We start from the raw sequence: 20,867 nt of genomic DNA, 5'->3' as shown, positions 1-20,867 counted from the left end.
TTAAATAGAAACCTTTATTGTTATGATGCCGCCCATAGCCAAAGCAGTATACTCATATGAAAATAGTTGTATTCAACAAACCTTTCGACGTTTTGTCACAGTTCCGTGAGGATGAAGCACACCTTACACTTTCTCACTTTATTCATGATCCAGATTTACGTCTGGCAGGCAGACTTGATCTTGACTCAGAAGGACTTATGTTCCTTACGGATCATGGTGGTCTGAATCAATACATTACAAATCCTGCAAATAAAAAATTTAAAACCTACCTTGCTCAAGTCGATGGTGATGTAACTGAGGAGGCATTAGAGCAATTGCGTAAAGGCGTTGAACTCGCTGATGGCATGACGTTACCTGCTAATGCAGTGAAAGTAGATGCGCCAGAATGGTTATGGGACCGAGATCCACCTGTACGCTATCGCGCTAACATCCCAACAAGTTGGATTGAGCTACAAATTTGTGAAGGTCGTAATCGCCAAGTACGTCGTATGACAGCGGCGGTTGGCTTTCCAACTTTACGCTTAATTCGCACTAAAATTGGTGCAATTGATTTGGTTCGTTTAGGTTTACAACCAGGTGAGCAAACTGAAATCGAGCCTTTGCTTTATCCTGATTTTAAAGATTTACCTGAAGATCAACCGTATCGTTCTCGCTCGTATGTTAAAAAACCAGGCGGCACGGGCGGTAAACCCATGCACCAGAAGAAGAAAGAAGGTGATAAAAAAGATCCGAACAAGAAAAAGTCAGGTACAAAGCGTATTTGGCAAATGGATGAAAGTGAGAAACCACGTCGTAAGACCAATGGTACAACTCGTCCAAATACTAAAGCACCTCGTGGGCGTAGCCGTAATGGTCGTTAAAGTTTAGATACTTATAAAAGCCCATGAAGATGGGCTTTTTTTAATTAATGCATTTTTATTTTTTACAAATCAACGTTCTTCAAAAAGAGATTTACACCATAAAATGGATGGTTGGTTTGATATACATGGATAAGTAATTCATATTTTACTGAACGCCCATTTTTACATTCATAAAAGAAATCTAATGAATCTTCCAACTCTTTTTTTTGATTTAATTGATCTAATTGAAATTGCGCTAATTCAAATCTAATTTCTTCAGATGTAGATGCTTTTACGTTACTAATTTTTTCAAAAATCTCATTAGTCTTCGGGTGAGTTATTCTCAAATTAAAAGCATCTCCTCCCAAATTGTCTAAAGTATAATTGATCACAACAAATACTACATTATGATTAATATCTATCTTAGGATCTGTGCTGCTGCCATATACAGGAGAATTTACTTTAGATTGAGAAATAATAAATCTTGGTTCGAGCGTCCTATGCTGTTCATCAAGTTGTTGTCGTTGAAGTTGAACTAATTCAACTTGCTGTTTTATCCCTTGTCTCATCTCATCAATCTGAAGTTGAAGTGCTCTTTCTTGTTGCTCTAAAGCTTTGGTATTTTGCTCTAATTGTTTGCCCTGCTGCATATACCCTAAAATCAACCAAAAGAAAGCAACTGGTGCAAAAACACCAGCTAAGAAATCTCCAAACTCATTCAAAGACTTCGGATGCTCTAAGCCAGTAAAAAGATAAATACATACAATAATTGCAATGCAAATTACTGTAACAACAATCCCAATAGTTAAACTTCTCTTATTCATACACCCTCAAGAAATTAATTCTAAATTGATGTTTTATTTAAATTTAAATAGATCATTAAAAAACAATCAAATTTAAAAATATCTTATTTATCAAATAAAAAACCGATGCTTTCGCATCGGTATTTTTACATTACCAACAGGTTTGTTAGTTCTGCATTAAAACTTAAATCGTTTCAAGCGTAGCATTAAACGTTGAACTTGGACGCATTACTGCATTTACTTTTACTGGATCCACAGCGTAGTAACCACCAATATCAGCTGCTTTACCCTGTACTTCACTTAATTCAGCAAGAATTTTTTGTTCATTTTCAACCAAGGCTTTTGCAAGAGGAGCAAACTTCGCTTTCAATTCAGCATCTTCGTTTTGAGCAGCAAGCGCTTCAGCCCAATACATTGCTAAATAGAAGTGGCTACCGCGGTTATCTAGCTCACCCGTACGACGAGATGGAGACTTATCGTTATCTAACAATTTACCCGTTGCTTGATCAAGAGTTTCTGCAAGTAACTTCGCACGTGCATTATCTTCTTTAAGACCAAGCTCTTCTAAAGATACTGCAAGCGCAAGGAACTCACCAAGCGAATCCCAACGTAAGTGGTTTTCTTCAACTAACTGCTGAACATGCTTCGGCGCTGAACCACCTGCACCTGTTTCATACATACCACCGCCCGCCATTAACGGAACGATTGATAACATTTTCGCTGAAGTACCCAATTCCATGATCGGGAACAAGTCAGTTAAATAATCACGTAAGATGTTACCAGTCACAGAGATTGTGTCTAAACCACGTGCTACACGTTCAAGCGTATAACGCATTGCACGCACTTGTGACATGATTTGGATATCAAGACCCTCTGTATCATGTTCTTCTAGATACTTTTCAACTTTCTTGATCAACTCATTTTCGTGTGGACGATATGGGTCAAGCCAGAAAATCGCAGGCATACCAGAGTTACGAGCACGACTTACCGCAAGTTTTACCCAGTCACGAATTGGTGCATCTTTCACCTGACACATACGCCAGATATCGCCTTCTTCTACATTCTGAGACATCAACACTTCACCAGTGTCTAAATCAGTAATGTTCGCAATACCCGCTTCAGGAATTTCAAATGTTTTATCGTGTGAACCGTATTCTTCAGCTTTTTGCGCCATCAAACCAACGTTCGGTACTGTACCCATCGTACGTGGGTCAAAATTACCATTCCACTTACAGAAATTGATCATTTCTTGGTAGATACGTGCGAAAGTTGATTCAGGCATGACTGCTTTACAATCGTAGGGTTTACCATCGGCACCCCACATTTTACCACCACCACGAATCATAGCTGGCATAGATGCATCTACAATCACGTCGTTTGGAGAATGGAAGTTATCAATCCCTTTCGCTGAATCAACCATAGCTAATGCTGGGCGATGTTCTTGGCAAGCATGTAAATCTTCAATGATTTCTTCACGGAGTGAAGTTGGTAAAGTTGCGATCTTTTCATAAAGGCCTGCCATACCATTGTTGACATTAATACCTAACTGATCAAATAACTTACTGTGTTTTTCAAAAGCATCCTTATAGTAAATTTTCACACAGTGACCGAAAACGATCGGGTGTGAAACTTTCATCATGGTCGCTTTTACGTGTAATGAAAATAAAATACCAGCTTCACGGCAGTCATCAAGTTGCTTCTCATAGAAGTCACACAATGCCTTTTTGCTCATGAACATTGAGTCAATCACTTCACCATCTTGAAGCTCAACTTTAGACTTGAGAACGATTGTCTCACCGCTCTTCGTGATTAACTCCATCTTCACATTACGCGCACGATCAAGTGTCATTGATTTCTCGCCATGGTAGAAGTCACCTTCTTCCATATGCGAAACGTGCGTTTGTGACCATTGTTTCCACTCACTCATTGAATGAGGATGCTTTTTCGCATAATTTTTTACAGCAGCAGGCGCACGACGATCTGAGTTACCTTCACGTAATACAGGGTTTACAGCAGAACCAAGACATTTACCGTAACGTGTCTTAAGTTCTTTCTCTTCATCCGTTGTTGGATTTTCTGGATAATCAGGAATTGCATATCCTTTAGACTGCAATTCTTTGATACATGCTGTTAACTGAGCAACTGAAGCACTGATATTTGGCAGTTTAATGATATTTGTATCTGGATCTTGAGTAAGGCGACCAAGCTCAGCAAGGTTATTGCTTACCTTCTGCTCATCGCTTAAGTATTCCGAAAATTCCGCAAGCACACGTGCTGCAACAGAAATGTCACTCTTGACAATTTCTATGCCAGCTGGCTTAGTAAAGGTCTCAATGATCGGCAGTAGCGAATAGGTCGCCAACAATGGCGCCTCATCAGTCAGTGTATAAATGATTTTTGACTTTCCACCAGCCATATATAGCCCCTTGTGTTTGGTTGAGTTTTTCATGAACGAGCTTTTGGCCCAGTCCATTAAAACCGGTTTGCTTGATTAAGGTCTGAGAGTATCAGTCCTCAACGTATCTCAGTCAACGCAATATCTTGTGATATTGACATTTCGCTACGAAATAATGGTATAAAGCTTACGCTTTGTGACCAAGGAACCGGTTAGCTTAAATAAAACATGAGAGTATCAGCGTTGATTACTTCTCAGTCAATGTAATATATCGTGATATTGACATTTCGCTACGAAATACCAATGCTTGAGTACTTCCGTACGATTAAACCCTACATTTTTTAAAATTTTATTTGCAGATTCATTTCTGCCAAATATTTTATAAAATGCTTAACCATAATAAATTGTTTAAGTCCGTACGAATATTCGACTCAAGTTTCATTTACACTTTTAAAACAGATGAATGCTTCCAAAAGAATAAGCAAAGCTCATTTTTCCCAGAAGTTGCTGTAATTTTCTCTGTGGATGGCAATCTTGAACATTATCATATTCCACTTTTGATAAATCCTTATAGATACTCAACTTATCGTGGTAACTAATTATTTTCAAAAATCTTAATTAAAATTTTGATATACAAATGAGGGAAACTGAATCTGTTCCCTCATTCACACAATAATTTATGCTAACGGTGCGTACAACGCTATCAATTGCATCAACCTTTCAACCAAACCTCTAATTTGGTTTGATCTTCAACTTTTAACTCAACCGAATTCAGAGGATTCTCTCCAGCATGAAGCTCAAACTGTAGGAGCTCATCGCGACGGAATGCATAAACTATAAATGAGCCTTTTTGTTTTGCATACTTCGCCAACAACTTTTCTGATGCTTTGATACCATCAATCGCAATAATGACATCGTTAGCAGACAAACCTGCTTGCGCAGCAGCACTATCACGGCGAACATTTTGCACGATAACACCGTCAGCTTTATCTAGCACTTTTAAGCCAAAAGGTAATGCTTTGTTATTTTTAACGATATAGCTCAAACCAAACTCTGGGAATAGTTGATCCAATGGCAATTCATCAGTGGTATTGATCAAATGATTAATTTGTTCAATCCAGTTATCCCCAGTCAATTCATTACACAATTCAAAAATCGTGCGTTCATTGACCTGAATGCCCTTTTGGGTATTTTCATACAAACGGCGCATCAAGGCATCTAAGTTTGAACCACGTAAACGCAAGCCCAAGTCTAAGCAAAGCGCAACTAAGCTACCTTTGTTGTAATAACTTGTTCCTGCATTATTTGAGTTTTCATCCTGACGATAGAATTTAATCCATGCATCAAAACTTGATTCTGACACAGACTGAATAAAGCGCCCTGGATTTTGCAAATAACGCTCAATCTGTGCTTTAAGTAAATCCAGATAGGATTTTTGAGAAATAACGCCGCTGCGTAATAAAATTAAATCATCATAATAAGAAGTAAAGCCTTCAAAAATCCACAATAAGCTCGTATAGCCTTCTTTATGTAGATCATAATTCGTAAAGTTTTCAGGACGGATAAATTTAACTAACCATGAATGAAAGTATTCATGGCTACATAAGCCTAAGAAACGCTGATAATCTTTAGACGGTTCTTCAGCTTCATCTACTTTCGGCAAATCATCACGTGGTGTGATCAAACTGGTGCTATTACAATGCTCTAGACCGCCATAACTATTGCCCGTTGCCATAGTCATAAAGGTATAGTTTTGAAAGGGTGCAGAACCGAACATCTTAATTTCAGTCTGACAGATTTGCTGAATATCAGTTTGTAACCGCTCTAGATTTGTATTGTGTTTACCTGAAATCACAAACTCATGCGGAATACCATTTGCTTCAAAGCTAAAACGGCTTTGCTCTGCCAACTCAAATGGACTATCAATCAACTGATCGTAGTTATCTGCCTTTAAAGTATAGCGTCCTTTCACCAAACTCTTAGCAGTTAAACCTGTTGCAATTTGAAAATGTTTTAATTCATGCGGTAAGAAAATTTCAACTTCACATGGTGATTGTTCTTGATCGATTAAACCTAAACAAACACAAGCAGGGTTTACATATAGGCGAGTTTGATCAACATAAGCACCCCTTACCGACAAATCATAAGCATACACATCATATTCAACCGTAATCAATTCATGATCTGTATTGAATAATTGCCAACGGTTCTTTTCCGTTTTCTTAATACTAAGTAACCGCCCTGCTTCATCAGATGCTTTTACTGATTCAATATGTTTTGAAAACTCTCGAATCAAATAACTGCCAGGAATCCATGTCGGTAACCAAAGTTCTTGGTTCGGATTAGCAAGGAAACGAAGTGTGACATGAATAAGATGTTGGCGATAATCGTCAAACTCAATTTGATAGTGCAACATAGTTTTAGATCATAAAAATAGGAACAGTTTCACACAGCTTAGCATTTTTTTACAAAGTCATGCGTAGATGTCTTAATTGTTGGCAAAAGTTGCTGGATTCTGCAACAAAAAAGTCATAGCATGCTTTTTTTCGCTTTCCATGCCATTGGATCGGCTGCACTAGGTGTTCTCTTGAAATTTCTCCTCTCGCTCTTTACGTTGTTTAGTCTGTTATGTGCCAATTTAGTACATGCCAATTTACTTAATATCGCTCCTGAAACGGTTGAAGCGCAAGCTTGGTCGATCGTAGATGCTCAATCAGGTCAAATCATTGCTGAACATAATAGTCATGTTCAACGTTCGCCTGCATCGCTCACCAAAATGATGGTGGCTTATATTGCTTTGAAAGAAATCGAAGCAGGTAAATTACGTAAGGAAGAGGTATTAACCGCAACACCTGTGGTGAGCACGGTCATGTGGGATGAATCCCAAATGTATTTAAAAGCTGGTGAACAAATTTCTGTTGATCAACTTTTAGCAGGATTGATTGTCATGTCTGCCAATGATGCAGCAGTTACGCTTGCTGAAAAAATTTCAGGTGGTGTTCCACAGTTCGTTGCACGAATGAATAAAGAAGCCCAAGCCTTAGGAATGAAAGATACCCATTTTAGTAATCCTGCGGGTATCACCATGACAGATCATTACTCAACTTCAGCAGATTTAAGTCTATTAGCAAAAGCGATCGTAAAAGAGACACCTGAATATTTACATTATTCAAAAATGCCAAGTTTTAGCTATAACCAACGTTTCCACCGTGCAACAAATCTTGCATTAAAAATGGATCCAACAGCAGATGGTTTAAAAACAGGTTATACCAAGGCGGCAGGTTACAACTTGGCTTTAACCGCTGAGCGCCCTACTCTAAATCCACATGTTGATAAGCGTCGTTTGATTGTAGTGGTACTTGGAACACCAAGTGCGGTAAAACGGGCTGAAGTCGCGCATAAATTAATGAATTTAGCGTATACATACACACGCGATGAAGAAGTGATTCCAAAGCAAAAGCTAATTGCTGAACTTCCTGTCATCAAATCAACTTTAAAAATTTTCAAAGTTGAAACTCAACAACCCACTATCGTAACAACATCTTTATACGATCAAGCGACACCAATTGATTTAAATAGTTTTGATTTACTCACACAACGTATACATTTGCTTGATACAAACCAGCAAATCAAAACCATTGAACCACTTGAAACGACAAAAACACACGTCAATATCAAACTCAATCAACAGCATTTAACAGCACCATTGACGCAAGTCATGAATTTGGCCACAGTGACGGTTTATCAAAATAATCAGTTAATTCGTAGCCTACAAATTGAAAATAACGTGGAAATTGAGGAAGCGAATATTTTTCAAAAAATTATGATTTGGTTTGCAAACTTATTCTCGTTTTTTTCAACAAATGATGTCAAAGCTGCCAAAATTTATCCTTTAAATCAAGGATAAAAAAACCTACTATTTTTATCAAGATTAACCATACAATGTTGAAAAAAGGATGGCATAATCCAACCATCCTTTCACAAAAATAATTAGGTTAATCATGAGCAAAACCTTACATCATATTGTGATTGTGGGTGGTGGCGCAGGTGGTTTAGAGCTTGCAACACAATTAGGTGAACGTTTTGGCAGGAAAAAGAAAGCCAAAATTACCCTAATCGACCAAAATCTCACGCATATATGGAAGCCTCTCCTACACGAAATTGCCGCTGGCTCACTAAATCCTCACGAAGAACAAACCAATTATTTTGCTCACGCAGAAAAACATGATTTTGAGTTCATCCTTGGAACCTTAATCAACGTAAATAAAGATCAAAAAAAAATTACGATTTCACCTCCTCAACTTTCTAAAGAACATACTCCTGTTATTCAGAGTCTTAGCTACGACACACTGATATTAGCTGTTGGTTCAGTTTCAAATGACTTCGGAACTGAAGGTGTACGTGAAAATTGTCATTTCTTAGATAGTCGCAAACAAGCCGATATTTTCCAACAGGACTTGTTCCATCTTTATATTGAAGCGCAAAACCAAGCAACTGAACGTGCCTTGAATATTGGTATCGTGGGTGCGGGTGCAACAGGTGTTGAATTAGCGGCTGAACTGATTGAAACCACGAAGAATTTTTATCGTTATGGGTTAAAGAAAATTAATCCAAAGCAAGTTAAAATTACTTTGATCGAAGCCTCAGATCGTATCTTGCCTGCGCTCAATGAAAAAACAGCTGCACATAGCGCGAAACAATTACAAAAAATGGGCATCGACATTCTGACGCAACATCAAGTGCAAAAAGTCGATAAATCAAATGTCTATTTTAGCAACGGTCAAGTTTTGCATTCAGACATTACCGTATGGGCGGCAGGTGTCAAAGCGCCCAAAGTTTTAGAATCATTTACAGATTTTAAACGCGATAAAATTAATCGTTTAATGGTCTATGCGACATTACAAACGTATTCAGATCCAAATGTTTTTGCCTTTGGAGATTGTGCAAATTGTCAGCTTGATGCACGTCAACCTCCATTAGGACCACGTGCACAGGTCGCAAGCCAACAAGCGACATTCTTGGTAGATGCTATGGCCGCTCGTTTATCTGGTTCACCTCAACCTATGTTCAATTTCAGTGATAAAGGCTCTTTGGTTTCATTAAGCCGTAATCAGGCTGTTGGAGAATTACTTGGTGATGTAAGCGTACAAGGTTTTATTGCCAAAACAATGTATGTGTCTTTGTATCGATTACATCAAGCCAATATTCATGGTTATACTCAAGCAGGAATGCTCACCATGAAAGATTTTCTGACACGTCGTGTACGTCCAAAAATTAAACTGTATTGAGTTGAAATTTTCTATTTCGTTCCCATTTATAACGAAATAGTTTCAAAAAGTGGAAAATAGTCAACAAAATCTATTTTTCACTTTATGATGTACACCTAAATTGATTGAATGGATCAAACAACATGACTGCTATTGCAAATAACCACGTGGTTTCATTCCACTACACTTTAACAAACGCTGAGGGTGAAACACTTGATCAATCTCAAGGTGAACCACTTGCATATTTGCACGGCGCGGGCAACATCATTCCAGGTTTAGAAAATGCTCTTCTTGGTAAAACAGTAGGCGAAAAATTTACTGTAACTGTTCCAGCTGCTGAAGGTTATGGCGAATATAACCCAGACCTCGTACAAGAAGTTCCAGCTCAAATGTTCCAAGGTGTAGACAATATCCAAGCGGGTATGCAATTCCAAGCTCAAACTGATGATGGCGTTCAAATCGTAACTGTTAAAGCAGTTGAAGGCGACAACGTTATTGTTGATGCAAACTTCCCTCTTGCTGGTCAAGACTTAACTTTCGAAGTTGAAATCGTAGAAATCCGTGATGCTAGTCAAGAAGAATTAGATCACGGTCATGTTCACGGTGCAGGTGGTCACCACCACTAATTCATTTTTGAATTAGATAAAAAAGCAAAGCTTCGGCTTTGCTTTTTCTTCACATAAGCACCTATAAAATATAAATAATAATTTTTAAAGAACTTTATAGAATTGCTATGTCAAATACTTATCAATTAATCTGGTTCCGCCAAGACCTCCGCGTCCGTGATCAGGCTGCTTTATGGCATGCCCGTCAGAATGGTCCATGTATAGCGATTTGTATTCTGTCACCTGAACAATGGCAACGTCATGATGATGCGGATATTAAAATTGATTTTTATTTGCGCCAACTTTTAGAGCTAAAAACAGAACTTTCCAAACTACAGATCCCTTTACTCATATTTACTGTGTCTCTTTGGGATGACATTGCGGAGTTTTTTGTTGATCTCGCAGAAAAATTACCATTTGAAAATGTGTATGCCAATATTGAATTTGGCTTCAATGAACTCAAACGCGATAATGAAGTACAACAAAGTTTAAATCGTCAAAAAAAACAACTGATACTGTTTCAAGATCGAACGCTGTTTCCAGTTGCAAGTATTCGAACTCAATCGAATCTACCCTATCAAGTTTTTGGTGCTTTCAAAAAAAGTTGCTATCAGCGCTTGGAACTCGGTTTACCTCAGTGTTATCCAATCCCAGAAATCCAAGCAACCTTAGAGTTTGATTTTTGTCAGCTACACCAAACAGATTTACAGCACATCCAAAATCACTATGCTGACAAAATTAAAGACAAAAATGCGAGTGAATGGCGAGTGGGTGAAAAACATGCGAAAAACCTACTCAATCAGTTTGTTGAAAAACGAATTATTCAATATAACGCTTTACGGGACTACCCTTCGGTTAAAGGAACTAGTCAACTTTCTGCTTATTTAAATATTGGAATTATTTCAATTCGTCAGTGCATTCAAGCAGCATTTAGACATCAACAAGGTGATTTTGTTATCCAGTCCGAAGGACAACAAACATGGTTGAATGAATTATTATGGCGTGAATTTTATCAAAATATATTATTTGATTTTCAACAAGTCTCCAAACATTTACCCTTCAAAGCAGCAACCCAAAATATCAATTGGCGCGATGATCCAGTTAATCTAGAAAAATGGCAACAAGGGCAAACAGGTATTCCAATTGTAGATGCTGGTATGCGTCAGCTACTCGCAACAGGTTGGATGCATAATCGAGTTCGTATGATTTGCGCTATGTTTTTAACTAAAAATCTATTGATTGATTGGCGCATTGGCGAACAATGGTTTATGCAACATTTAATCGATGGTGACTTAGCGGCAAATAATGGTGGATGGCAATGGTGTGCATCTACAGGCACAGATGCTGCCCCTTATTTCCGAGTATTTAATCCAATTAGTCAATCACAAAAATTTGATTCCAATGGAGACTATATTCGTAAATGGGTACCAGAACTTGCGCATTTGGATGCGCAAATCATACATGAACCTTATGCAAAATATTTATCAAAAAATCTCAATTATCCGAAACCAATTGTTGATCTTAAAACTAGCCGAGCACGCGCGATCGAAGCTTTCAAATCATATTTATAGCCTTCACCAAGGCTATAAATTTGCTGAGTAATCATTTTTTAATCGCACAAATAAACAGTTCATCAAACCAACAACATAAAACAATCAAAAACCAGATTAATATGGTGTTAAGTTAATCAGAAAAGAATTCGTTAAAATAAAATAGCTATGCAAAATAATCCAGCATCAGCACTCATCTTATGGACTATCGCAGCTCAAATATTTATGGGTATCGTTGCTTATGAATGGTTACCTGCGAGTTACAGAAGCAGTTGGATTTTTTTAATTTTATTATTGGTTGCAGGCGCATTTTTAAATATTGGTGCAATAAAGCCGATCTCAACTCAAAATACCAACTCGATAGCTTATACAAAATCAATTTCACACCTATAAAAATGTTAAACTATTCACATATAATAACTAAATCACTATGCTGCTATCGTTAAAATAAGTTACTTTATAAGTAAGTTAAGTTGATGAATCGTCATAAAATTCTGCTCATAATGATTCATCTATTTGCCCCAATAATTACGTTTACATATATAAAAAGAGAGCCATTATGTCTTTGTCATACCATCAAGAACTTCATGTCATACAACGCTCAGGATGGCTGCGTGCTGCCGTGCTCGGCGCAAATGATGGCATTATTTCTGTCACAAGTTTAATTATGGGGATGGCAGCCAGTGGTGCGAGTTCGCAAACACTCTTGGTCACCTGTATTGCTGGACTGATCTCAGGTGCAACCTCGATGGCGGCTGGAGAATATATTTCGGTAAAATCTCAAGAAGATATTGAAAAATCAGACTTAAAATTTGAAGCAACTGAACTTGAAAAAAATCCGCATGCAGAATTGAAAGAACTGACTGAAATTTATATTTCGAGAGGTCTAAAACCTGAATTGGCACATGAAGTTGCCATACAACTCACAGAACATGATGCACTTGGGGCACATGCCCGTGATGAAATTGGCATACATGAAAATACTGCTGCGAATCCGATTCAAGCAGCGCTCTCTTCTGCTGCTTCCTTTTCATGTGGTGCTGTACTTCCTATGCTTGCCATTTTACTCAGCCCAAGTTCATGGGTCGCTCGCTCAGTTTTAATTACAGGTATCGTCTCACTCGCATTATTGGGAGCGTTATCCAGTTATTTTGCTCGAACATCAATGCTAAAAGGTAGTCTACGTATTACCTTATGGGGCATTTTAGCCATGGCATTTTCGAGTTGGGTCGGCTCATTGTTCCATGTGACTGGCATTTAATTTCTGTGTGACTCGGTATTTTAAAAGATTAGTATTCAATAATTAAATACTGATTATTATTTGCAGGGCTTTTTGTTTTTACGTTATGGTGATAGAAAAGCTAAAGAGTATATAAATCATGTCAATTTTAGAATTATTAGAAATAAAACATCCTATTTTCCTTGCTCCAATGGCTGGTGTATCAACACCAGAGCTTGCTGCTGAAGTTTCTAATCAAGGTGCTTTAGGTTCTTTGGGACTTGGGGCAAATTCAGCAGAGACAGCAAAACAACAAATTATTAAAACTCAAGAACTGACTGACCACCCTTTTCAAGTTAATTTTTTCTGCCATCAATCAGAACAACTCGATCCAGAAGTTGCTCAACAGTGGATTAATTATATTCGTCCTGAATTTGAAAAATTCGGAGCAGAACCTCCGACTGAATTGGATTGTATCTACCCAAGCTTTTTAGATAATAATGATTTCCTGAACGTTGTACTTGAAACTCGCCCCAAAGCTGTGAGTTTTCATTTTGGAATTCCACACCCTCATCAAATTGAAGCCTTAAAACAAGCTGAAATTATCACCATGGTTTCTGCAACCAATCTCATTGAGGCTCAGGCAATCGAAGCGGCGGGTATTGATATTATTATTGCTCAAGGCATTGAAGCTGGAGGACACCGAGGTATTTTTAATCAAACTTTTGATGCAGCCATTAAAACCAGTGATCTTGTGCAACTGCTCTCAACACATTGTAAATTACCTGTCGTAGCTGCTGGCGGTATTATGAATGGTGATCAAGCAAAATCGATGTTGAAATTAGGTGCTGCTGCTGTTCAATTGGGTACGGCATTTGTGCAATGTAAAAGTTCCAATGCGAATGCAGCCTATCGAAAAGCTTTATTCAGTCAATCTATTACACAGATCAGTTCAAGCTTATCAGGTCGTCCAGCACGCGGTTTAGTAGGGACTTGGCACATACTGATTGACTCACCAAATCGACCTCAAACGCCAGCCTATCCTTATACTTATGATCTAGCTAAACAACTCATGAGTATTGCAAATACCCACCAAGATTTTAGTTATGGCGCATTTTGGGCGGGGAGCAATGTAGCACAAATTAGAGAGTTGGAAGCTGCCGATTTAGTCAATCAGTTGGTCTTAGAAATTAAAACCAACTAATCTATATTTACAAAAAACCGACCTTAGGGTCGGTTTTTTAGATTTATTTAATCGCATCAAGTAATGTGTGTTGCGCGTTGTGCGGTTCCTCACCCTGAGCTGGTTTAGCGCGATCCCAGACACCATCACCTTGTAATAACCAAGCTTGCTGATTGTCTTTTAAATAATTCATTAAACCTAATTGATAAATACGCTTTTTCAGTGCAGAATCTTCAATCGGGAAACATGCTTCTACACGATTAAATAAATTACGATCCATCCAATCTGCACTTGAACAATAAATACGAGGATTACCATTATTACTAAAATAATAAACTCGTGTATGTTCCAAGAATCTTCCCACAATTGAGCGAACACGAATATTCTCTGACAAGTTCGGGAGACCCGGACGTAAGCAACAAATTGAACGAATAATTAAATCAATTTGTACACCTGCTTGCGATGCTTCATACAATTTATTGATCAGTTGGACTTCGGTTAACGCATTCACTTTTACAATAATCTGCGCCGATTTACCCTCTTTGGCATTCGCAATTTCTTCATCAATATAGTTGATTAGTTGAGCATGTAATGTAAATGGTGCATGCAATAACTTTTTCGGTTTTGCCATTTTCCCCATGCCCGTAAGCTCTTGGAAAATCCGATGTACATCTTCACACAAATCTTTATCTGTAGTCATTAGACCATAATCGGTGTAAATACGTGCATTCGTGGCATGGTAGTTCCCTGTACCCAAATGTACATAACGTACTAATTTATTATTCTCACGGCGTACCACTAAAATCATTTTGGCATGCGTTTTATAACCAACAATGCCATAAACAACTACGGCACCCGCTTCTTGCAATACATTTGCAACTTCAATATTTGATTCTTCATCAAAACGAGCACGTAACTCAATCACAGCAGTGACTTCTTTACCATTGCGAGCCGCTTCGGCAAGAACTTGAACAATTTCTGAATCTGCACCACTACGATAAAGTGTTTGTTTAATTGCCAAAACTTGCGGATCACGTGCTGCTTCACGCAATAATTGAATTACAGGCGCAAATGATTCAAATGGATGATGCAATAAAATGTCTTGCTTTTGCATCGCAGCAAAAATACTTTCAGTCTTCTTGAATACTTTTGGAACCACTGGCGTATGCGAGTCATAGCGTAAATGTGGACGTTTAAAATTAGAAAGTAATCGAGCCAAATTTACAGGACCGTCTACGCGATAAAGCTGTTCTTCTTCTAAATCAAATTCATCCAACAAATATTCATAAATATGCTTTGGACAATTATGCGTAACTTCTAAACGAACGGCACGTCCAAAACGACGTGAACTTAACTCACCTTTTAAAGCTTTTGCTAAATCTTCAACATCTTCATTTAAGGCTAAATCGGCATTACGCGTCACACGGAATTGATAACAACCTGTTGCCGTCATACCTGGGAATAGATCTGAAACATGTTCATGGATAATCGCAGATAACATGACATGATGTTCTTTACCATCCGTAAGCTCATCGGGTAAACGAACCACACGAGGTAAAGAGCGAGGCGCAGGCACTACAGCAAGATCAATCTGACGACCAAAAGCATCTTTACCTTCCAGCGTGACAATAAAGTTCAAACTTTTATTGACTAAACGTGGAAATGGATGTGCTGGATCAAGACTAATCGGTGTTAAAACAGGCGCAACTTGTTCTTGGAAGTATTTTTTAATCCATGCAGATTGTGCTGGGGTCAATTCGCCACGACGTAAGAAGCAAATATCTTCCTCACGCAATTTTGGTAAAATTTGTTCATTTAAAATACGATATTGTCGTTCAATCGCAGCATGTGCTGTTTTAGAAATTTGATCGAGCACTTGCTTAGGGGTCAAACCATCTGGTGTACGACTTTCATTGCCTAAAGTTAATTGCTCCATCATTCCTGCAACACGAATTTCAAAAAATTCATCTAAATTTCTTGAAAAAATAAGCAGGAAATTCATTCTTTCTAATAATGGGTGGAGAGGATCAACTGCTTGCTCAAGTACGCGTAAATGAAAATCGAGAATAGAAAGTTCACGATTTATATATCGATCATTATAAGTATATTCTGTTGGCGTTGTTGTCGTCACTGCAGTATTCATACTGAACCTTGTCGCTTTATCATTCATCAAAACACGGTTTAAGTATGCTGCAAAATTATGTCAATTTGGTAAAAAAGCCCAAAAATATTGAGCTTTTTTTTATTTATCTGAATTATTGTGGAATTTGTGTACTATTCATATACCTTAAAATCACACGCTTACGAAACTGCAACTTATGATCATTGCGATGGTCTTGATAATACTTAGGATTTGGTAGTAAAGCAGCTAAAAAAGCAGCTTGCTCACGTGTTAAACTTTTCGAGCTCTTACCATAATAAAATTGTGCAGCAGCTTCAACACCATAGATATTTTGACCAAACTCGACCGAATTCATATAAACCTCTAAAATTCGACGTTTTGACCACATACGTTCCATCATCCATGTAGCAACAGCTTCCTGCCCCTTACGAATAAATGAACGCTGATTATAAAGGAATAAGTTTTTTGCTAGCTGTTGAGAAATCGTAGAACCGCCTGCAACGACTTCCCCTTTTTCATTATTACGCTCTAATGCAAACTGAATCCCAGCCCAATCGAAACCATGATGATGAATAAATTTGGCATCTTCCGCAGCCAAAATTGCATGCTTAAAGTTATCACTAATATCATCATAATCACGCCAGTCTTGTTGAATTGGCTTAAAGTCAGTCAGGTAATCCCAACGCATAAACATCGTTGTTTCAACAGGCTGCGTTCTCCACCACACCAAGCTACTAAAAATCCAAAGCTGAATGAGAAGAATGATACCGATAATCAACATTACTGCACGTGCTAAAAAGGCTTTCATTAAAGCGCATCACTCCTTGGGCAACAAATTCATGCTAAGCTATTTTTATATCGTAATAACTTGCATAAACATATGACTGAAACCACTCCACCACAAATTACTCAAAAGTTGCAAATACAGATATGGTGGTTTACAGCATTATTAATTGCCATCAATGTTGGTTTATTTGGCTGGCAAATTCTTTCAGGTGTGAATATTACCGACCCTTCCCCTATGGATGCAATTACTTGGGGAGCAGATTTTACACCACTCACCTTCTCTGGACAGCCTGAACGTCTGTTTAGCAGTATGTTTTTCCATTTCGGTCTAATCCATTTAATGCTGAATATGTGGGCACTGTATATTTTTGGAAGTGTTGCTGAACCACTTTTTGGTCGTCGTTATTATATTGCGCTGTATTTTCTCGCGGGTTTAATGGGTAGCGTTCTTTCCAGTTATCTCAGTATTCGTGACGGCTATGAATTATTACAACATTTCGATCCCAAATTACTGCCACATATCAGTGCTGGTGCATCTGGCGCAGTGATGGGCTTAGGTGCTGCGCTCACAACGGTTTCTTTATTTCCACCTTTACCCCAACAACGTTTTTGGTTAGATAACAAGTCATTATTATTAATTATGGGCATTAACCTTGCCTTTGGTTTTACTGTTTCAGGTATTAATAATGCAGCACATATCGGTGGAATGATCATGGGTGCTTTACTTGCAGGCTCTTGGTATTTCAGTCATAAAACTCAACATCGAGTTATCTTACAAATCATTGCACTGGTTTTAGGTAGTTTATTAACGCTCGGATTTTATGTTTACTGTAATGAGTTAAGCACAGGACTTAATTCTCTATGGAATGAAATCCTGCGCCAAAACCAGTTAAGCTTTTAAGATTGATTAATTTCTCTCAGACTTTGTAAAGGTGGAATATCACATAAATAACTGAGTCGGTATCGACCAATCAACATACATACCAGCATCATACTGAGCGGTAAAATTAACCAAATTTCAGGATGAAATTGGATTGCCATTTGCATCTTGTAACTGGCAATCGCACTAATCACTTCAGCAAAAAGACATGCTACAATTCCTGCCACCAAGCCAATAAAACCAATTTCTAAACTGAGCATCTGTTTTAATTTATTTTTTGCGACACCAAAAGATCGTAATAACGCCACTTCTTTACGGCGCTCATCCATTAAAACATTCAAACATGCAATTAAAACCAAGATACCTGACAAACCAACCAATATTGCCAGTACTGTCACCACCTGAACCAATATATTCATTAAGCGTTTCACTTCATCTAATACACGCCCCACATCAATAAATACGGTATTGGTAAATTGTTCAATCAAGCGTACCATTTTCGGCTGATCCGCAGTAGGGACATAAAAACTACCTAAATAGCTTCCTGCATTTTCATCCATGGTTTTGGGCGAAAAAATAAAGAAAAAATTAGGACTAAAACTCTCCCACTCAACTGAACGTAGGTTAATCACTTTGGCATCCAATGATCCTTCAGGCAAACTAAAACTCAGTTGATCCCCCACTTTAATCCCTAATTCAGTAGCCAATTTTTCTTCTACCGACACTTGCCCAACTTGGGTGAACTTTGGGTTCCCTTGAGTAATCAGATTATCTTTTGGATAACGCTCCGCTTGAGTTAGATTCAATTCACGGCGTAAGGAATTATTTTGTTGAATCAGTTCAGTACTGAAAGCCTGACCGTTTTTAGCAATCAAGCGTCCCCGAATATTGGGATATAGAGGTGTTGATTGCCACTTATTCTGCTCAAGCTGTTGTTTGAACTGTGGCATATCAAATGGTGGTAGACCGTAGACAAACTGATTCGGTGTACCTTCAGGCAATTGCTGCTGCCAACGCTCTAATAAATCCGTTCTTAAAACACTTAGAACTGTTATTAAGCTGAGACCTAATGCAAGCGCTGTGATTTGCAAGGCTGTCTGATGTGGGATTCGAACATAAGCAGATAAGGGATGTTTCAACTGCTTAATTACTCTCAGTAATGACCAAATCACAGCAAATAGAGTCACACAAAGTACTAATATGGCAGATAAGACCAATAAACTTAATTTTAAATTATCACTCAGCACCAAACTAAAGATGACCAAACTCACAATACCGACACTAAACATCATCATGTAGGACTTACGTGAACGCTCTTGCTGACGAATGACACGAATCGGTGGCGTATTCAATAATTCCCAAATACTTGGCAAAATGAAACCAATCAGCACCATGACACTGGTAAAAATTGCAATGGGTAATGCCATAAGCAAATCAGCAATAGCAAAGCTGAGTTGCAATTGTGGAATCAGTTGCAACATCAATTGCAACAAACCGTATCCCAACGCGATTCCGATTAAGCTTCCAATCACAATTGATAAGGCACTGACAATCGCAAGCAATATCATATAAGCGACTAATATCTGTCGTTTACTCGCACCGAGACAACGCATCAAAGCAATATGATCCTGATTTTGTTGCACATAACGTTGGCTGGTTAAAGCAATCGCAATCCCACACAATAGAATGGTTAAGAGGTTGGCAAGCTGTAGAAAGGTATCCAGATTTTCAATAGGTTTCATCAAACGGGTATTGGACTGACTCGCATCACGTAGTTTCAGTGTGCTTTGTTCACTATTCTCTGCTTGTTGATTATGTGGATCAGCTTCAAGCTTGGTTTCTTGTTTAAAGATGGTCTTAAATGTTTCAACTTGTTTTGGCTCACCTGCCATTAATAATCGATAATCAATCCGACTCCCAACCTGAATAGCATTTGTTTTCGCAATATCTGCTTGATGAATAATCACGGTCGGTGAAAAACCTGAAAAGCCCAACTCCTGATTAGAATCATGCTCAATAATGCCTGTTACTTTAAATTTTCCATCAGCAATTGCAACCTGATCCCCCAGTTTTACTTTTAACAGATCAATTGCTCTTGGACTTAACCAAACTTCACCTTGTTGAATAGATTTCGCTCTCGGTTGAATCTCTAATTTACCACGCAGTGGAAAATGCTCATCGACAGCTTTGACATTGACCATCACAAATTGGTCTTGGGTATGTGCCATTGATCCAAACAAAGTGACAGGTGTCTGTTTTAGATGAAGTTGTTGGGCATTTTGTACCCACTTTGATTGGATAGGGTCATTATCAGACAGAACTAAATCTGCACCGAGCATTTCGGCAGCTTGCAATGAAACGGCATTTTGAACTTGAGTATTACTAAATTTTAATGCGGTGGTGGCACTTATAGCTAAAGACAGGGCAATAATCAGTAAATATAACCCTCCTGTGCGGAAACTTTGCAAAAGTAGTGGTTTGAGAACTGAACTCATACACCCTCCTGCACTTTTACAATTTCTTGGATTTGACCATCAAGCAATTTGACATGCCGTTGACACAAGGCTGCTAAATTTTGATCATGCGTTACAAGGATTAAAGTTGTTCCGAGTTCTTTGTTTAAATCAAATAACAGTTGCTCAATTTCTGCTGCGGTTTGCCCGTCCAGATTACCTGTCGGTTCATCTGCAAAAATAATCTTAGGCTCAGCAATTAAGGCTCGAGCAATCGCAACACGTTGTTGCTCACCACCCGATAAAACTTTAGGCGTTTGCTGTGCTTGGCGAACTAATCCAACACGCTCTAGCCATTGCAATGCCTTACTTTCAGCTTGCCTAAAATTGAAATCAGGCTGAAGACGTAAGGGTAACATCACATTTTCGAGTGCACTGAGCTGTGGTAAAAGCTGAAAAGATTGAAACACGAAACCAATATTTTCTAAACGAACCTGAGCACGCTGCTCTTCAGTTAAAGTATGCACCGCTTGTCCACAGACCCACAATTCGCCCATACTTGGTCGATCAAGTGTTGCTAGAATACCCAATAGAGTGGATTTTCCAGAACCTGAACGACCTGTAATCGCAATCTGTTCCCCCTGATAAATATCTAAATCGATATTTTTTAAGATGGTTAATGTTTGCTGATTAATGTGGATATTTTGTGTAACTTTTTGGGCAGAAATAATCGGCTGTGGCATCATGTCACGTATCCTTTAGGAC

The 20,867-nt window shown here is 38.3% G+C and carries 16 protein-coding genes and 1 pseudogene; 10 read left to right on the top strand and 7 right to left on the bottom strand.

Annotation, left to right across the window (positions count from 1 at the left end; translation table 11 throughout):
* Positions 1 to 56: 56 nt before the first annotated feature.
* Complete coding sequence (locus HYG88_RS02775) at positions 57 to 860, top strand: pseudouridine synthase (protein ID WP_005157989.1); 804 nt, start codon at positions 57 to 59, stop codon at positions 858 to 860.
* A gap of 62 nt (positions 861 to 922) precedes the next feature.
* Here HYG88_RS02775 and HYG88_RS02770 read toward each other — a convergent pair whose 3' ends face one another.
* A complete protein-coding gene (locus HYG88_RS02770) occupies positions 923 to 1,663 on the bottom strand; it encodes a hypothetical protein (RefSeq protein WP_005157992.1) in 741 nt (246 codons plus the stop codon).
* A 163-nt stretch (positions 1,664 to 1,826) separates the two neighbouring features.
* Positions 1,827 to 4,058: an NADP-dependent isocitrate dehydrogenase gene (locus HYG88_RS02765; RefSeq protein WP_178882548.1), complete on the bottom strand. Its 2,232-nt coding sequence runs from the start codon at positions 4,056 to 4,058 to the stop codon at positions 1,827 to 1,829.
* A gap of 365 nt (positions 4,059 to 4,423) precedes the next feature.
* Here HYG88_RS02765 and HYG88_RS02760 point away from each other — a divergent pair, with 365 nt between their 5' ends.
* Entirely contained in the window at positions 4,424 to 4,636 is a 213-nt protein-coding gene (locus tag HYG88_RS02760; RefSeq protein ID WP_372616325.1) for a hydroxyisourate hydrolase, read from the top strand.
* A gap of 113 nt (positions 4,637 to 4,749) precedes the next feature.
* On the opposite strand, the gene HYG88_RS02755 is transcribed toward HYG88_RS02760, so the two are convergent.
* Positions 4,750 to 6,453 (bottom strand): M61 family metallopeptidase, encoded by a 1,704-nt coding sequence (locus HYG88_RS02755; RefSeq protein WP_005158001.1) that lies wholly within the window; start codon positions 6,451 to 6,453, stop codon positions 4,750 to 4,752.
* 171 nt (positions 6,454 to 6,624) lie between these two features.
* On the opposite strand from HYG88_RS02755, the gene HYG88_RS02750 reads away from it, so the two are divergent.
* The 7 genes and pseudogenes from HYG88_RS02750 to HYG88_RS02720 all read left to right on the top strand — a co-directional run bounded on the left by HYG88_RS02750 (position 6,625) and on the right by HYG88_RS02720 (position 13,882).
* Positions 6,625 to 7,944 carry a D-alanyl-D-alanine carboxypeptidase PBP6B gene (locus HYG88_RS02750; RefSeq protein WP_087545520.1) on the top strand — a complete coding sequence of 440 codons (1,320 nt, stop codon included), beginning with the start codon at positions 6,625 to 6,627 and terminating at the stop codon, positions 7,942 to 7,944.
* A 94-nt stretch (positions 7,945 to 8,038) separates the two neighbouring features.
* Positions 8,039 to 9,325: an NAD(P)/FAD-dependent oxidoreductase gene (locus HYG88_RS02745; protein ID WP_178882547.1), complete on the top strand. Its 1,287-nt coding sequence runs from the start codon at positions 8,039 to 8,041 to the stop codon at positions 9,323 to 9,325.
* A gap of 122 nt (positions 9,326 to 9,447) precedes the next feature.
* The gene (locus HYG88_RS02740) at positions 9,448 to 9,930 is read left to right on the top strand and encodes a peptidylprolyl isomerase (protein WP_005217679.1); all 483 of its coding nucleotides are present in this window, start codon (positions 9,448 to 9,450) and stop codon (positions 9,928 to 9,930) included.
* 107 nt (positions 9,931 to 10,037) lie between these two features.
* Entirely contained in the window at positions 10,038 to 11,480 is a 1,443-nt protein-coding gene (locus HYG88_RS02735; protein ID WP_178882546.1) for a deoxyribodipyrimidine photo-lyase, read from the top strand.
* A 147-nt stretch (positions 11,481 to 11,627) separates the two neighbouring features.
* Positions 11,628 to 11,783: pseudogene (locus HYG88_RS02730) on the top strand (hypothetical protein); the annotation flags it as partial.
* A gap of 235 nt (positions 11,784 to 12,018) precedes the next feature.
* Positions 12,019 to 12,720 (top strand): VIT family protein, encoded by a 702-nt coding sequence (locus HYG88_RS02725; protein WP_178882545.1) that lies wholly within the window; start codon positions 12,019 to 12,021, stop codon positions 12,718 to 12,720.
* A 118-nt stretch (positions 12,721 to 12,838) separates the two neighbouring features.
* Positions 12,839 to 13,882, top strand: coding sequence for a nitronate monooxygenase family protein (locus HYG88_RS02720; protein ID WP_178882544.1), 1,044 nt, complete (start codon positions 12,839 to 12,841; stop codon positions 13,880 to 13,882).
* 43 nt (positions 13,883 to 13,925) lie between these two features.
* On the opposite strand, the gene ppk1 is transcribed toward HYG88_RS02720, so the two are convergent.
* Together ppk1 and mtgA are read right to left on the bottom strand one after the other, a co-directional pair.
* On the bottom strand, positions 13,926 to 16,004 hold the full coding sequence (gene ppk1 / locus HYG88_RS02715; protein ID WP_178882543.1) for a polyphosphate kinase 1: 2,079 nt from the start codon (positions 16,002 to 16,004) through the stop codon (positions 13,926 to 13,928).
* 112 nt (positions 16,005 to 16,116) lie between these two features.
* Positions 16,117 to 16,791: a monofunctional biosynthetic peptidoglycan transglycosylase gene (mtgA, locus tag HYG88_RS02710; protein WP_004663315.1), complete on the bottom strand. Its 675-nt coding sequence runs from the start codon at positions 16,789 to 16,791 to the stop codon at positions 16,117 to 16,119.
* Between the two features lie 72 nt (positions 16,792 to 16,863).
* Between mtgA and HYG88_RS02705 the strand changes: the two genes are divergently transcribed.
* Positions 16,864 to 17,670 (top strand): rhomboid family intramembrane serine protease, encoded by an 807-nt coding sequence (locus tag HYG88_RS02705; RefSeq protein ID WP_005158030.1) that lies wholly within the window; start codon positions 16,864 to 16,866, stop codon positions 17,668 to 17,670.
* Here the strand turns inward: HYG88_RS02705 and HYG88_RS02700 are convergent.
* Both HYG88_RS02700 and HYG88_RS02695 read right to left on the bottom strand, forming a co-directional pair.
* On the bottom strand, positions 17,667 to 20,144 hold the full coding sequence (locus HYG88_RS02700) for an ABC transporter permease (protein ID WP_005158033.1): 2,478 nt from the start codon (positions 20,142 to 20,144) through the stop codon (positions 17,667 to 17,669). The two genes, HYG88_RS02705 and HYG88_RS02700, sit on opposite strands and share 4 nt — an antisense overlap.
* On the bottom strand, positions 20,141 to 20,845 hold the full coding sequence (locus tag HYG88_RS02695) for an ABC transporter ATP-binding protein (protein ID WP_034602655.1): 705 nt from the start codon (positions 20,843 to 20,845) through the stop codon (positions 20,141 to 20,143). Before HYG88_RS02695 ends, HYG88_RS02700 begins: the two co-directional genes overlap by 4 nt.
* Positions 20,846 to 20,867 lie beyond the last annotated feature (22 nt).

The sequence above is a fragment of the Acinetobacter sp. SwsAc4 genome (assembly GCF_013391535.1).
In the GTDB taxonomy this organism is placed as follows: Bacteria; Pseudomonadota; Gammaproteobacteria; order Pseudomonadales; family Moraxellaceae; genus Acinetobacter.
This window is presented reverse-complemented; position numbering and strand designations above follow the sequence as displayed.